The 12,107-nt window shown below is 64.7% G+C and carries 12 protein-coding genes and 2 pseudogenes; 2 read left to right on the top strand and 12 right to left on the bottom strand.

All coding sequences use genetic code 11. The features are described 5' to 3' along the window. Positions 1-18 precede the first annotated feature (18 nt). From ACWD3O_RS01625 to ACWD3O_RS01610, 4 genes are all read right to left on the bottom strand, one after another. A complete protein-coding gene (locus tag ACWD3O_RS01625; protein ID WP_451414513.1) occupies positions 19-699 on the bottom strand; it encodes a DUF2637 domain-containing protein in 681 nt (226 codons plus the stop codon). Between the two features lie 84 nt (positions 700-783). Further along, on the bottom strand, positions 784-2,142 hold the full coding sequence (locus ACWD3O_RS01620; RefSeq protein ID WP_451414512.1) for an FtsK/SpoIIIE domain-containing protein: 1,359 nt from the start codon (positions 2,140-2,142) through the stop codon (positions 784-786). Positions 2,143-2,145: 3 nt separating this feature from the next. Further along, positions 2,146-2,502 (bottom strand): SCO3933 family regulatory protein, encoded by a 357-nt coding sequence (locus ACWD3O_RS01615; protein ID WP_451414511.1) that lies wholly within the window; start codon positions 2,500-2,502, stop codon positions 2,146-2,148. Between the two features lie 139 nt (positions 2,503-2,641). Next, a complete protein-coding gene (locus ACWD3O_RS01610) occupies positions 2,642-3,421 on the bottom strand; it encodes a GntR family transcriptional regulator (protein ID WP_451414510.1) in 780 nt (259 codons plus the stop codon). 18 nt (positions 3,422-3,439) lie between these two features. Between ACWD3O_RS01610 and ACWD3O_RS01605 the strand changes: the two genes are divergently transcribed. Then, complete coding sequence (locus ACWD3O_RS01605) at positions 3,440-3,904, top strand: NUDIX hydrolase (protein WP_451414509.1); 465 nt, start codon at positions 3,440-3,442, stop codon at positions 3,902-3,904. Between the two features lie 432 nt (positions 3,905-4,336). Here ACWD3O_RS01605 and ACWD3O_RS01600 read toward each other — a convergent pair whose 3' ends face one another. The 7 genes and pseudogenes from ACWD3O_RS01600 to ACWD3O_RS01570 all read right to left on the bottom strand — a co-directional run bounded on the left by ACWD3O_RS01600 (position 4,337) and on the right by ACWD3O_RS01570 (position 10,492). After that, positions 4,337-5,272: a hypothetical protein gene (locus ACWD3O_RS01600; RefSeq protein WP_451414508.1), complete on the bottom strand. Its 936-nt coding sequence runs from the start codon at positions 5,270-5,272 to the stop codon at positions 4,337-4,339. A gap of 347 nt (positions 5,273-5,619) precedes the next feature. Continuing rightward, positions 5,620-5,856 (bottom strand): annotated as a pseudogene (locus tag ACWD3O_RS01595) (HNH endonuclease); the annotation flags it as partial. A 143-nt stretch (positions 5,857-5,999) separates the two neighbouring features. Continuing rightward, positions 6,000-6,947 (bottom strand): hypothetical protein, encoded by a 948-nt coding sequence (locus ACWD3O_RS01590; RefSeq protein ID WP_451414507.1) that lies wholly within the window; start codon positions 6,945-6,947, stop codon positions 6,000-6,002. Positions 6,948-6,985: 38 nt separating this feature from the next. Continuing rightward, positions 6,986-8,125 (bottom strand): AAA family ATPase, encoded by a 1,140-nt coding sequence (locus tag ACWD3O_RS01585; protein WP_451414506.1) that lies wholly within the window; start codon positions 8,123-8,125, stop codon positions 6,986-6,988. A gap of 309 nt (positions 8,126-8,434) precedes the next feature. Next, positions 8,435-8,740 (bottom strand): hypothetical protein, encoded by a 306-nt coding sequence (locus ACWD3O_RS01580; RefSeq protein ID WP_451414505.1) that lies wholly within the window; start codon positions 8,738-8,740, stop codon positions 8,435-8,437. Continuing rightward, on the bottom strand, positions 8,737-9,480 hold the full coding sequence (locus ACWD3O_RS01575) for a GntR family transcriptional regulator (RefSeq protein ID WP_451414504.1): 744 nt from the start codon (positions 9,478-9,480) through the stop codon (positions 8,737-8,739). Before ACWD3O_RS01575 ends, ACWD3O_RS01580 begins: the two co-directional genes overlap by 4 nt. 734 nt (positions 9,481-10,214) lie before the next feature. After that, positions 10,215-10,492: pseudogene (locus ACWD3O_RS01570) on the bottom strand (hypothetical protein). Positions 10,493-10,572: 80 nt separating this feature from the next. Here ACWD3O_RS01570 and ACWD3O_RS01565 point away from each other — a divergent pair. Next, entirely contained in the window at positions 10,573-11,382 is an 810-nt protein-coding gene (locus tag ACWD3O_RS01565) for a GntR family transcriptional regulator (RefSeq protein ID WP_451414503.1), read from the top strand. 350 nt (positions 11,383-11,732) lie between these two features. Here the strand turns inward: ACWD3O_RS01565 and ACWD3O_RS01560 are convergent, their stop codons facing one another. Then, positions 11,733-12,092 carry an SCO4225 family membrane protein gene (locus ACWD3O_RS01560; protein ID WP_451409614.1) on the bottom strand — a complete coding sequence of 120 codons (360 nt, stop codon included), beginning with the start codon at positions 12,090-12,092 and terminating at the stop codon, positions 11,733-11,735. Between the last annotated feature and the right edge of the window lie 15 nt (positions 12,093-12,107).

Here is a 12,107-nt window from a genome sequence, read left to right as displayed (position 1 = left end):
AGGTGCCTCCTTTCGGTGTCAGACGAGCCGGGTGGCGATGGCGTCGGCCAGGTGCGGCGGGACGCCGAGGCGGGCACGCAGGGTGTCGGTGTCGATCCGGGCACCGGTCCGCTCCTCGTGGTCGGTGGCGACCTTGCGGGCGTGCTCCAGCAGCGCTGCTGGGACGGGCACGGCCGGTGGTGCCAGGTCCGGTTCGGCGACCGGGGCGGGGGTGTCGTCGACGGCCGCCACCGGTGCCGGAGCCGGGTCCGGCTCAGCGGCGGCACCGGGTCCGGTTTCCACCACGGGCACGGGGTCCGGCACCGGTGCGGGGGCCGACGGGGCAGAGGTGCGGCCCGCGGGCGAGTGGGCGAGGAGGGTGCCGCCCATGAAGGCCAGGGCGGGCCAGGCGGCAACCAGGATGCGCAGCCAGGCCGGGACGTCGTCCAGGTCGAGGAGTCCGGCAGTGGCGACGTTGGCGCCGAGCGAGGCGACCAGGGCGATGAGGAACCAGCACCAGGCCAGCCGGGACGGACCGTCCGTGCGCAGCCGCCGCCAGGCGGCGACGAGGAGGAGGTCCACAGAGACCGGATAGGCCCAGGCCTTCCAGCCGTCCTGTCCGGTGGCGGCGGCGAGGTCGTGAAGGTGAGCGAAGGACAGTGCCCCGGCGATGACGGCCTGAACGAGCACGGCGTCCACGCGGAGGGCGGGGCGGGTCATGACGGCTCCTCCCTGTGATCAGGCATGGCGGGGGTAAGGACATGGCGCGGAGTACGGTCGCGCCGACCATGGGGTGTGGAGAGGTCAGCCGGTGGCGGGGGCTGTCTTGGACAGCGGCACGCGGGCCGGGGGCACAGGAGCGACCGCGGGCCGGAAGGCCGCCAGGGCGGGGAGATCCGGGGTGCGCTCGGCGTACTTGTTGCAGGTGTTCACGGCTTGCCGGAGTGAGGTGTGCGGGGCGCGGATGCGGTGCCAGCCCCCCGAGGAGTCACCAGCGATAGCGAGGCCGCGGGTTTCGGCGGGGATCTGGATGGCGGCCAGGACGGCGTCCGGCGCGATGTCGCCGAAGGCCATGTTGGCGGAGGTCTCGTCGTTGACGCGGTGGGCGGTCCGGCCGGTGAGCTGGGCACGAAGCATCGTGATGCCCTTGCCGAGTTCGGAGCCGAAGCGCTGCCCGCAGATCTCCAGATGGATGCCGGCCGCGCGGCCGAGCTGGGCGAGGCGGACCAGAGCGGTGATGATCCGGTCCCGCCGCTTCTCCTCCTCCTTGTTCGCGAAGAGGGCGAGTTCGGCGACCTCGTCCACTAGGACCACGACCGGCACCGGCCGCAGGTCTTCGGGTAGGTCCCAGATGTCGGCGGCGATCTCCGCATCCGGTACGGCGACACTGATGCGCTGCTCGGCCCGGATGAGCTGATACACGTCTCCCATGTGGGAGACCAGCGCCTCCAGGAGTTCCAGCGCGGTGTCAGGGTTGTCGGCGAGCGCGGAGAACCGGCGTGCCAGGGGAAACAGCTCCACGCCCTGCTTGCAGTCGATGCCGACGAGGGCGACGTGTAGCGGCGCGAGTCCGGCGACGAGGTTGCGCTGATAGACGGACTTGCCGGACTCCGTCGCGCCAAGGGTCAGGCCGTGCGGGACGGCACGGTAGTCGCGGTAGTGGACCGATCCGTCCTCCCGCAGCGCGACCGGGACCCGCATAGGGCCGGCGTCGGTCCTGGCAGGCATCTGCACCCGCTTGAGCACGTCGTAGCCGGTCATCCGAATCTCGACCATGCTGGAGCGCACCTCACGGGAGGTCACGCCGTACATGCCGAAGGAGTGACGCAGCCGGTCCGAGGCGGCGGCGACGTCGAACGCGTCCTGTCCGGGCCGGAGCTTGAGCCGCAGGACCAGGCCGGTACGAGTGGGACGCAGTCGCAGGATGCGGGGTGCGCGCGGCTCCGGAACCGGACCGTTGGTCATGCGGGCCAGCGCCAGACGCCAGCGCGAGGGCGGGACCGTCAGGCCGCAGGCGTCCATGACCGAGGCGTAGCGGACCAGGACACGCAGAACCGCGAGAGTGACCCCGAAAGTCAGCCAGTACCAGGCGGGGAGCCGCCACCTCAGGAGACCCGCAGCGGCGACGATCACCAGCAGCAGCAAAACGGGCGGCCACGTCATGGCTCAGGCCGCCTTCGAGGCCGAGTCGGCGCCGGCCAGCGAGGTGACGGCGACCGCCCGGAAGGCGATCCCGTGCCGCTTCTGGCCGTTGAACTCGTTCTCCCACGGCCGTGCGACCAAGCCGGTGAGCGCGACCGGGGTACCCATGGTCAGCTCACCGGAGAAGCCGGTCTCCGGGACGGTGACGGACAGGATCTCCACCTCGTTGTTGGCCGCGAACATCACGTCGATCGTCATCAGCTGGACGCCGGTCTCGGTATCGGTGGCGATCTCACCGGTACGGCGGTCGCGGACCTTGAGCTGCGGGGCCTTCGCCACCATCACGGTGGCACCGGACGTCTCCACGGGAATCTGACGCACAGCGAGTCACTCCTCTATAGATCTGGAACTCCATCACTCATGTATATGAGTGATGGGAAGAAGAGTGCCTGACTCCTGTACATGAGTCAACCCGTCGTGACGACGAAGTGGCGACGGGTTGTGGGGAGTTGAGCGGCCGTCAGTCGGCGGCGGAGATCCGGTACTCGAAGACGAACTGGTCAGCGGCCATGAGCGTGTCGCAGACCTCGACGACGAGACCGGCCGTCGTACGAGCTTCACGGATCAGGTGAACCACCGGCGCGCCGGGGCTGAGCGCGAGTTCGGTCGCCTCCACCTTGGAGGCCGGCCGCGCTTGCAGCGTCTCCACGAACTCGGCGAACTCATGTCCGTGGTCTTCGAGCCGGGCGTAGATGCCACCGCCGCCGGGGTTCTCGGCGAACAGCTCCGGGATCTCCTTCACGACATCCCAGGGGAGGTACGAAGTGGCGGTCTCGACCGGGGTGCCGTTGCGGAAGTAGAGACGCCGCCGGGCAAGCACCTGCGTGCCGGCGGGAACGCCCAGCCGTTGGGCGGCATCCTCGGGCGCCTCCATGGGGCCGATGTAGAGAACGCTCACCTTCGCCGTGGCACCGGACTGCGCCGATTCCGCGAGATACGCAGCCTTGCCGCCCTGCCGATGGGACCGCCGGAAGCGGTCCGAGGAGCGGTGCCGCACCGGCGGCCGGTCCTTCACGATCGAGCCCTTGCCGTGCCGCGTCTCGACGAGCCCGCTCGCCCGCACCTCGACCATGGCCTTACGGATCGTGCCGCCCGAGACGCCGTAACGCTCCACCAGCTCCGACTCGCTCGGCACCATGTCACCGGGCTTGAGCACACCGGCCCGGATCTGCCGGACGATCTCATCAGCGATCTGCACGTACCGAGGCCCGGACCTGCCCCCCTCTGCCGCAGTTCCCATAGCCGTTCTTCGCCTCCTATGCTCCTGTACATGAGTCAATCACAGGAAGCAACGCCCTCACCCCTGCACTCCGTATCCGTCGCCGGAGCAGTGGTGCGCGAGGACGGCCGCCTCCTGGCCATCCGCCGAGCCGACAACGGCACCTGGGAACTCCCCGGCGGTGTACTGGAACTCGACGAGACCCCCGAAGCCGGCGTGGCCCGCGAGGTCTTGGAGGAGACTGGCATCCACATCGAGGTGGATGAACTCACCGGTGTCTACAAGAACACCACCCGCGGCATCGTCGCCTTGGTCTTCCGCTGCAAGCCCTCTGGCGGCACCGAGCGCACGTCGAGTGAGTCGACGGCCGTTTCCTGGCTCACGCCCGCCGAGGTCAGCGAACGCATGGCCGAGGTCTACGCGATCAGGCTCTTGGACGCCTTGGACGGTAACGGCCCCCACGTACGAAGCCACGACGGCGAGCAGCTCATCCCAGCGGGATAAGACTTTCCCTACTTCATCAAGCACCCGCGCACGGCGCGGGCGCGCGCCGCCTTGTCGGCGGGGCCGCCGCCCTGTCTTCGCCAGCGGCGGCCCCGCCCGGCGGCGCGCTGCGTGCATGCGGGTGAAGCTAGGAAGTCACCCGCAGGTAAAAGACATGCCTCCGGCGGGGGATCGGCCGACGCCGGGATGGTGGGGGCGCCGCGGCCGAGTGCCGGCCGAAGGTGGCGGGCGCGGGATGCTCCCATCCCGCGTGCCGTCGACCCAGGCAGAGCCGAGCAGACACGGCACCTGGCGTCCAGGTCGTTCGTACAGTGGCGCGCTCCACCTGGACGCCAGGCACCGCGCCTGCTCCACGGAGTGTGGGTCGACGGCACACGGGATGGGAGCTGGGGTGAGTAGTGGCGAAGCGGGAATCGTCGCAGACCGCTGGTTTTAATCACTTGCATCTGCCGCTACAAGTAGCTCTTGGATCAACTCCTCTTCTTTTGGGATCGAGCGGCGATGGAGGATGGCGCGCACCGTATGCGTGAGAATGGTCCACGCCTCCACCCAGGGGTCCTGATCGTTTTTCGCTTTGATGATTCCGCCGTGAGCCACCTTCGATCGATCGCCATACGACCGCTTTGCGCGCTGGAAGAATTCCTGCCGATCCCCCAAAGGGGCCTGCATCTGGGCCAGGTAAAGGGCGAGTCGAAAGCTGACCTCTGACTGAACTTTGGGGAATAGTGCTTCAAGGCCAGTCCAGATGTGGAGGAGTGACTGCCCGGCGTCAGGCACGACGGGGCTCGACGTCAGGACGCGTTCAATAAAGGAGCAGACAGGGTACTGACCCCGGAGGGCAGTCCATCGCTCCACATCTTCCACTACCTGCATGAACACGCTCGGAGTCAGCGTCCGTGCGAGGCCCTCCCTGCGTGACACGGAGCCAGAAGTGTAAGGAGCTTCCCACATTTCTACACACGCAGTCGCACTGTTGATTCCGGTCCGCAACCCCTCCGGGAGAGAGTCTATTGTGTAGCTCGACTTGCGAGAGTTAATGCCAGCGTATTCATTTATCGAATGACTCGACATGAACTGAACGGAGAATGGATGCACGCCTTGGGTGTACATCATCACGTGGAGCGGGAGGAGCATACGTCGTGCGTCGTCAACGGATTCCGCGGCGAGCGAGATTTCTAGATTACAGCGCTTGAGGCGGATATCGCCAGCCGTGAAGGGGAACTGGATTTTATGCTTGCTCCCCAGTTCCGCCCAATCGAAAATACTGACATCCCACTTCCGGGGGATGATGCCGTACTTTCCGCACTGGATAGGATCGCTAAAATCTTGAGGAATTAGCCCTGCCAGCGGTGCATAGTACGTCCCCACGTGCCACCCTCCCCTGTCGTCCTTAGCTGGATTATGGGGCAGGCTCAAGCGCACGTCGCCCGATTTCCGGATCTCCTCTGCGTGTGTGCGTGCTGTCCGCACTCACGTACCTGCTGCTGTACAGCAGCGGAGTACAGCAACCGGTTCGACCGCAGCCGACCATCAATGCAAGTACGCGGCCGGCTGGTCAGCCCAGCAAGCCTCAGCGACCGCCGCGCTCGTAGTTCGCATCGAGGGGCGCACCGCGATAGCCCCGCTCGGGCTGTCTCTCGTGGGCCGACCGAAGGTGGTTGACGATGGGGGATGACGGCTCTCCCCCCTGCTTGGAGACGGCGCTTCGGATACCGGCGCAAGTGCCGATCGACGTCCGGCGGCAGCCACTGGGCCGGGTCCTCGTCGGTCTTGCTGCGGTTCGAGGCCGCGGAGACGATGACGACGGAGGTCTGGGCGTCGAGGCCGTTCGCATACGCCTCACGTCGCTACGCAGTCCATCGCGATGCCCCGATGCCCCAGGCTTCAGTAAGCGGCACCATGTGGTCGATGTTCAGGGCGGAGGCCGGGGTGCTCCACTTGGCGTCGTAGTGCAGTCATCAGAGCCCGCCCGATAGTTTGAGCCGGGGAGAGCCCCGGGCGGGACGACCGCCGCGGGGACCCTTTATTGCTGGCGGCATTCGAAGAGCCCGGCTCATCGAGTCAGGCTCTTCGCGCGTACTCGTCACCTAATGCATCACTCGGGCTTAGCAGCGGTGCGCTCGTTCGCGGAGGCGTCTACGCCGACACGTTGCGGAGGGATTCGGAATCCTGCCGAAACGGCCAGCTTTCTTACTCTCGATTGAACTTCTTTAGACCACTTACTGTCGAAGGTCATCGTAGAAGCCATCTGCCGTACGAGCACGGAAGCCAACGCACGCTTATCTACGTCAGAGTCTAGATCCACGAGGTATCTAGCCAGAACCTCGGCGTACCATTTCCCCTTGAAGATTTCATCATGGCGCCCGTCTTCGTAAAGGGCGTCCACCTGCATCCGCCCGTCCCGCCATTTCTGACAACTCCCAGAGTGCACCTGGCGGGCCATCTTGTGAGATCTAGACTCGAACTCCTTGACCAATTCGCCGCGCGGAGGGGAATAGGGGACAGGGTTCAGGGGCGAAGGGCGCCCGTAGTTGGCTTCACCGTCAAGCCGCAACATGTTGGCCGTGAAGCACAAACGGACCCATTCCTGCCAGTACTTCGCAATGCGCGTGTTCCAAGTACGGGCATCCGGGAATTCTTGACGGACACGCTGGGGGGCCAAATTGCAGGCAGCAGAAATAGCGTACCGAAGGTCGCCTTCGTTGAAAATATGATTCTCCACGTCGTAGAAATGCGTGTAAATGACGTGAGCAGAATCGATTTGACTACCGCGAAAGTCGTCTAGATCCTTATCCATTAAAAAGACAGAAGCGGTAACCTTGCCTTTGAAATTATTGATAAGTGACCCGGATTCGGAAAGGAGCTTGAAGTGACTTATCAGTCGCGTTTTCCCACTACCCTCGGAGCCGATTTGATCGGATCTGATTAGCTCGTATTGTATCGTCAGGTCGGCGAGCGCTTTGTCACAGTTACTTCCATGGACGAACCCGTCAGAGTTCTTTCCCTCGATGAAGATGAAAAACTGCGTCTGTGACATCTGCATCCGACGAACAAACCCTTTAGGGGAGTGCACTAGTCTGTTCAAAACGTGAAAATTTTCTCGTCGGAGATGTTCGCCATGATTTCAGGAGAGTGTGTGGCTGTGATGACCTGCGCTGTATCATCGATCGTCTGAATTGAATCAATCAGCTCTAGTTGCCAATCTACATGCATAGACAGCTCAGGCTCATCAATGATCAGCGGGCGGCCCCCCGCTGAAAGAACCTCGACGAGGATGCGGATGAGCTGCTTCTCTCCAGATGAAAGCTTATCAAGCGAAATTTCTTTTGAGTCCCTGGCCAGTGCGCGAATCTGACTGTTCTCAAAGCTAATTTGCTTTGGGCCGGAGATAAGTCTACGCACGAGGTCTTCTAGTTTGGTGCGGGGGAGGAGAGCAAGTTCAATCTGCTCTTCAACTTCATTGATATCAAGCACGACTCGCTTGAATGCCATCTCGGAGTCGAATCGAGCCGTGAAGCTCTCTTTGTCTTGGATCAGATGGCGGGACCCCTGCCGCTGCAAAAATCTCTCGACTCGCCGAAAAGCCATATCCGGGTCTAGGTTGAGTGAAATTTGCTCCCGTGTCTGAGTAGGAGAAATAACCCCTTGAAGGATTCGGGCCAGCCCGTCCTCTTGTGCTTTTCTAACTGCACCGAGGACGTCCGCGGAGTAGCGAGCCCAGAGCCTCTGAATGGAGTCGGCAAAGTACTCATCCATCGACCATTCGCGCGACAACTCACGAGGCGTGTCCTGTGAAACACTATCCATGATTCGAGATGTGGGAAGATATCGATGCGGGAATGAGCGTGGCACCCTGCCTCGCGCACCAGAGCGCTCAGTTGTTTCCCAGGCGACACCATCAGGAAGAAATCCACGTCGCTGGCTTGGGGGGAGCCTCTCAATGTGACGTCGGAACGCCGGCTCACGTCGCAGCATTTCGAAATCTTCATCCGGCGGCATCTTGAACGACTTTACAATTCTCTGGCCGGTGTGCGGGTACCAGATTTCGACTGCAGCTGATTCGAACGGAGATCCCAGGAGCGGGATAGCGTCACCGGTCAGTGCCGAATGAACGATACGCAACAGCGTTGTCTTGCCGCTTCCGTTACGCCCGAAGAACACATTTACATCAGGGTTCAGGGTCCATTCGAACGTTTTTGAGCGGCCGGCGAGTCCACGCACCGTAACGTTACGAACAAACCACCGAGAATGCGGTGGGGCCATGAGGGTCGCCTTCCATATTTGTGATCTCCAGAGAGTCATTGTGCAGCATGAATGCCTTGTCGCGACAGAGAGTCTGATATTTCCTGTTCTTCGCTTTTGTTTGGATAAATGCACGATCCGGCACGTCCGACCCAACCGCTTCCTGACACCTCAAGGGAGTGTTCGGATCGAACTTGTAGTGCGGCGGTCACGCGGCAGTACCGCCGATGGCAGAAGCCCACGGCAGCCGAAACTGTTCGGCACCGTGGGCTTCGTCAGGTCCACTGGTCAGTAGGAAGAGAGATCCGCAGGGCGGCTGTCCAAGCGATGGCCTCTGCTGGTTGCCACGCGAAGCGTGTCCCGCAGGGCTCCGATCAGGTTCCTCGCCAGGAGACGCACATCGCCTGGAGCCGTGTCCGCGGCGAGCATGTCGATCGCTTGGTCCAGCAGTTCCGTTGCCGTGTCGAGTTGTACTGACTCGATGGTGTCGGCCAGGCGGGACATGTAACCGCCGCTGTCATCGGTGCTGAGGAAGCACGGTTTGCCGTCGGGCCCCGTCCAGGGGAGGAGCCGCAGTTCGTCTGGCGTCGTCACGTTATCGCCGGCCTCTCGTCGATCAAATGGTGAGTGGTGAACACCGCGTCGGCGCGGTCGCCCGGCAGCACCAGGAGAGCGGCCTCGATCACACGCCCGGCGGTGTCTGCCATCTGTCGTGTGATGGCCAGGACCGCCAAGGCAGAGCTGATCCGTAGAGTGGACGCCTCCTCCGGTGTCGGGAGGCGGACGCTGATCTCCTCCCGGACCTCAGCCGGCGGCGGGCGAAGTTCCTTCAGCCGCGTCATCACCGCCTCATACGGGAGTGGCTCACGAAGCACAGCGGCCGGCGCCAGGTCGCAGGGGACGTAGATGCGCGCCAGGCTGTGCGGTCTCTCGTCCTCATGGCCGAGGCAGAGGATCTCGGTGAGAAGCCTTCCGGTCGGCATCTTCAGCAGGGCCGCGAGATGTCCGCGGGCCCGCACTTTGGTGGTTCGGACGGTCACACTCAGGGGTGCAAGATCCCTGTCATGAGCGTCCGGGGTTCGCCTCCCGCCGACGTACGTGATCCTGCGGAGCGGACAGCGGACGAAGTTTCCCTTGCCGTGGGTCTTCTCGACGAGGCCTTCCGCCTGGAGTACGGCGAGGGCGTTTCGCAGCGTCGGTGTGCTGACCCTGTACTGCGCGGCCAGATGCGCCTCAGATGGCAGGCGTTCACCGGGTTTGAGTCGACCGGTGACGATCCGGTCCCGGAGGTCATCGGCGATGATGTCGCGTCGCGAGGGCACGGGCGCGATCACCGCCTCTCACTCGCACGAGCCGCAGGGCGACGAGCCGAGTCCTGGTGTGAATGGTCAGCAATTCGCCCGAGTCGAGCACGAGTCGTTTGGCACCACCGGGCAGTTGGAAGAGGTCAGTCACCCGGCAGTGTTGGCCCCCGACCTCAATGATGTCGCCGAGCCGCACGCTGGCCGAGGTGATCTCGACGGGGGAGAGCACGGCGCCGCTGAGAGCTGGCCGCCTCACTGTGCAGCCTCTCTCGATACCGAGGACGTGGCAGCGGTGTGGCACGAGCAGTCGCAGGCTTCGTAGATCACCGGCACGTCGACCGGTGCGGTGACCGGGGAAGACTCCGCGCAGGCCCGGTGGGTGCCGATGCGGCAGGAGACGGACTGGTAGGAGTCGGGCCCGGGGTGGGTGTTGTGGGGTTGCTGGCGGGAAGGCATCAGCGGTCACCTGCCGAGGCGTACCAAGGGGCGGCGAGAGGAGCGCAGCTGACGGCCGCCGAGCGGTGTCGTGCTCGCGCCTCACTGGCCAGGACGTACGGGCGGACGAGCGCCGCCTCCTCCGCCACGAGAGTGTCCGTGTGCTCACGGTGCCGACGCAGGGACAGCACTGCGCCGTAAGCGCCCTCCGGGAACACGGGCACCGGCCGCAGAGGCGTTACGGAGCGGCGGTGCCGACCCTTGTGGAGATACCGCTCCCTGAAACGCGAGGCGGTACGACGGATACGATTGAGCACGGTATTCAGCTCCTATCGCTGGTGACCCGGTCCCCCGACATCGCCCGTCGCGGGGACCGTTTGCGTACGACCGCCCAGAGGGTGCGGTCGTTCGAACTGGTGGCGAGGAGGCCGAAGCGGTCGGCATCGGCCACCGCTTCCAGGACCTCCCGCCATGACTCGGCGGAGAGTGGTTCCGACACCTCCGCACCGATGGCCGTGCAGTCGTCGCGCTCCTCCACGCGCGTGGCAAGCCCGACGGCCGTTAACCGGGCTGCGATGGCCTCCGCACGCTCCTTGGAAGCAGACACAGGGCAGCCCTCCGGTTTGCGGCGATCACTTTAAGTGAAGCTAGTTAACTAGATTAGAGCTAGTGGACTAGATTTTCCATATGCCTGAGCAACCGCCCTATCTCCGCATCGCCGACGAGCTTCGGCGGCGGATCGCGGAGCACGAGTGGGAGCCGGGCGACCGGCTTCCCTCCCGAGCCCAGATCGGCCAGGAGTACGGCGTCGGCGACAACGTGGTGCGCCGCGCGCAGGAGTTGCTGATCTCCCAAGGCGTTCTGGAAGGCCGCGCCGGTTCCGGCACCTACGTGGCCGAGCCACGGCAGCGCGTGCGGATGGTCCGGTCATCGGCGCGCGAGCAACCCAGCGGCTCCCCGTTCCGGGCTGACATGAAGGCCGTGGGTAGGCAGGGCGACTGGGAGAGCCGGACCGAGGCCAAGGTCCCGGCACCGGCGGAGATCGCCGCGCGTCTCGGCATCGCCGAGGGCGAACCGTGCGTGCGGACGGCGTACGAGTTCCTCGCCGACGGCCGGCCGGTGCAGCTGTCAACGAGCTGGGAGCCGTATGACCTCACCGCCGGCACGCTCGTCGTACTCCCCGAGGGAGGGCCGCACGCCGGGGCGGGCGTCGTGAACCGCATGGCGGAGATCGGCATCACCGTCAGCCACGCCGTGGAGCAGCCGGAGCCGAGGCAGGCGAACACCGAGGAGGCCTCACTTCTGGGCATCCAGAAGGGCGCGCTCGTCACACACATCCGGCGGACGTACTACAGCGACCAGGGGCGGCCCGTGGAGACCGCGGACATCGTCGTGCCCGCCGCGCTCTGCGAGATCGTCTACGAGATGCCGATCAGCCGCCAGCCGCGCACCACAAGCGCACCAGATCGAGCGGGAAACAGCGGGGAACCGCGGTGAAAGCCGCCGAGGCCGACGAGACGGCACTCATGCCGTTCGCGCAGGTCAGCTGCCAAGTTAGCCCCGAATGATCGCAGCTTCCCAAGCTGAGAGCGCGAGTTCGATTCTCGTCACCCGCTCCAGATCAAAACCCCAGGTCAGCGACCTGGGGTTTGTTGCTTGTCTAGACCATTTTCAGGGCTACGTGCCCTCCGTATACCCTAAGTCGCCCCATTCGAGGCGTGGATCCAGGCCTTTGGACATCATCACCAGCGGGGACGACGTGCCGTGGCGGGTCCTCGCCGACGTCGAGAGCGGCGAGTTCTGCGTCCTCGGCCGCGCGACGGACCGGCCGCGCACCGGCCGCCCGGTCAGGCGGCCGCCCCGCGGCCCCGGTTCGCGACCCGCTCCGCCAGCATGCCGATCAGCGCCGCCTGGACGAGCGTCGCCGTCAGCAGGGTGACGTAGGAGGAGACCAGCACCGTCGTACCCGTCATGTTCAGGGTGACGAGGTATTCGAGGGGGCGCAGCACCAGTCCGGTCGGCGTCGTCAGCAGATTCAGCGTCATGTCCAGGGATGCGCTGTGGCTCTGGTCGGTGAAGCGGACCGAGACCTCGCGGCACGCCATCAGGGCGGCCATCGTCGCCAGGTAGAGGCGTGACGCGGTGCTGCGGAAGGCCAGGTTCGCGAGTCTGCCGGACAGTGCCTTGAGCTGAGTCTTGAACTGCATGGTCTCCCCTTGCGC

This window comes from Streptomyces sp. NPDC002640 (genome assembly GCF_053592575.1).
This window is presented reverse-complemented; position numbering and strand designations above follow the sequence as displayed.

Excerpts from the sequence above, each read along its gene's own strand:
- ACWD3O_RS01560 (WP_451409614.1), bottom strand. The coding sequence starts at position 12,092 with ATGCAGTTCAAGACTCAGCTCAAGGCACTGTCCGGCAGACTCGCGAAC.
- ACWD3O_RS01620 (WP_451414512.1), bottom strand. The coding sequence starts at position 2,142 with ATGACGTGGCCGCCCGTTTTGCTGCTGCTGGTGATCGTCGCCGCTGCG.
- ACWD3O_RS01605 (WP_451414509.1), top strand. The coding sequence starts at position 3,440 with ATGCTCCTGTACATGAGTCAATCACAGGAAGCAACGCCCTCACCCCTG.
- ACWD3O_RS01565 (WP_451414503.1), top strand. The coding sequence starts at position 10,573 with ATGCCTGAGCAACCGCCCTATCTCCGCATCGCCGACGAGCTTCGGCGG.
- ACWD3O_RS01590 (WP_451414507.1), bottom strand. The coding sequence starts at position 6,947 with ATGCAGATGTCACAGACGCAGTTTTTCATCTTCATCGAGGGAAAGAAC.
- ACWD3O_RS01625 (WP_451414513.1), bottom strand. The coding sequence starts at position 699 with ATGACCCGCCCCGCCCTCCGCGTGGACGCCGTGCTCGTTCAGGCCGTC.
- ACWD3O_RS01610 (WP_451414510.1), bottom strand. The coding sequence starts at position 3,421 with ATGGGAACTGCGGCAGAGGGGGGCAGGTCCGGGCCTCGGTACGTGCAG.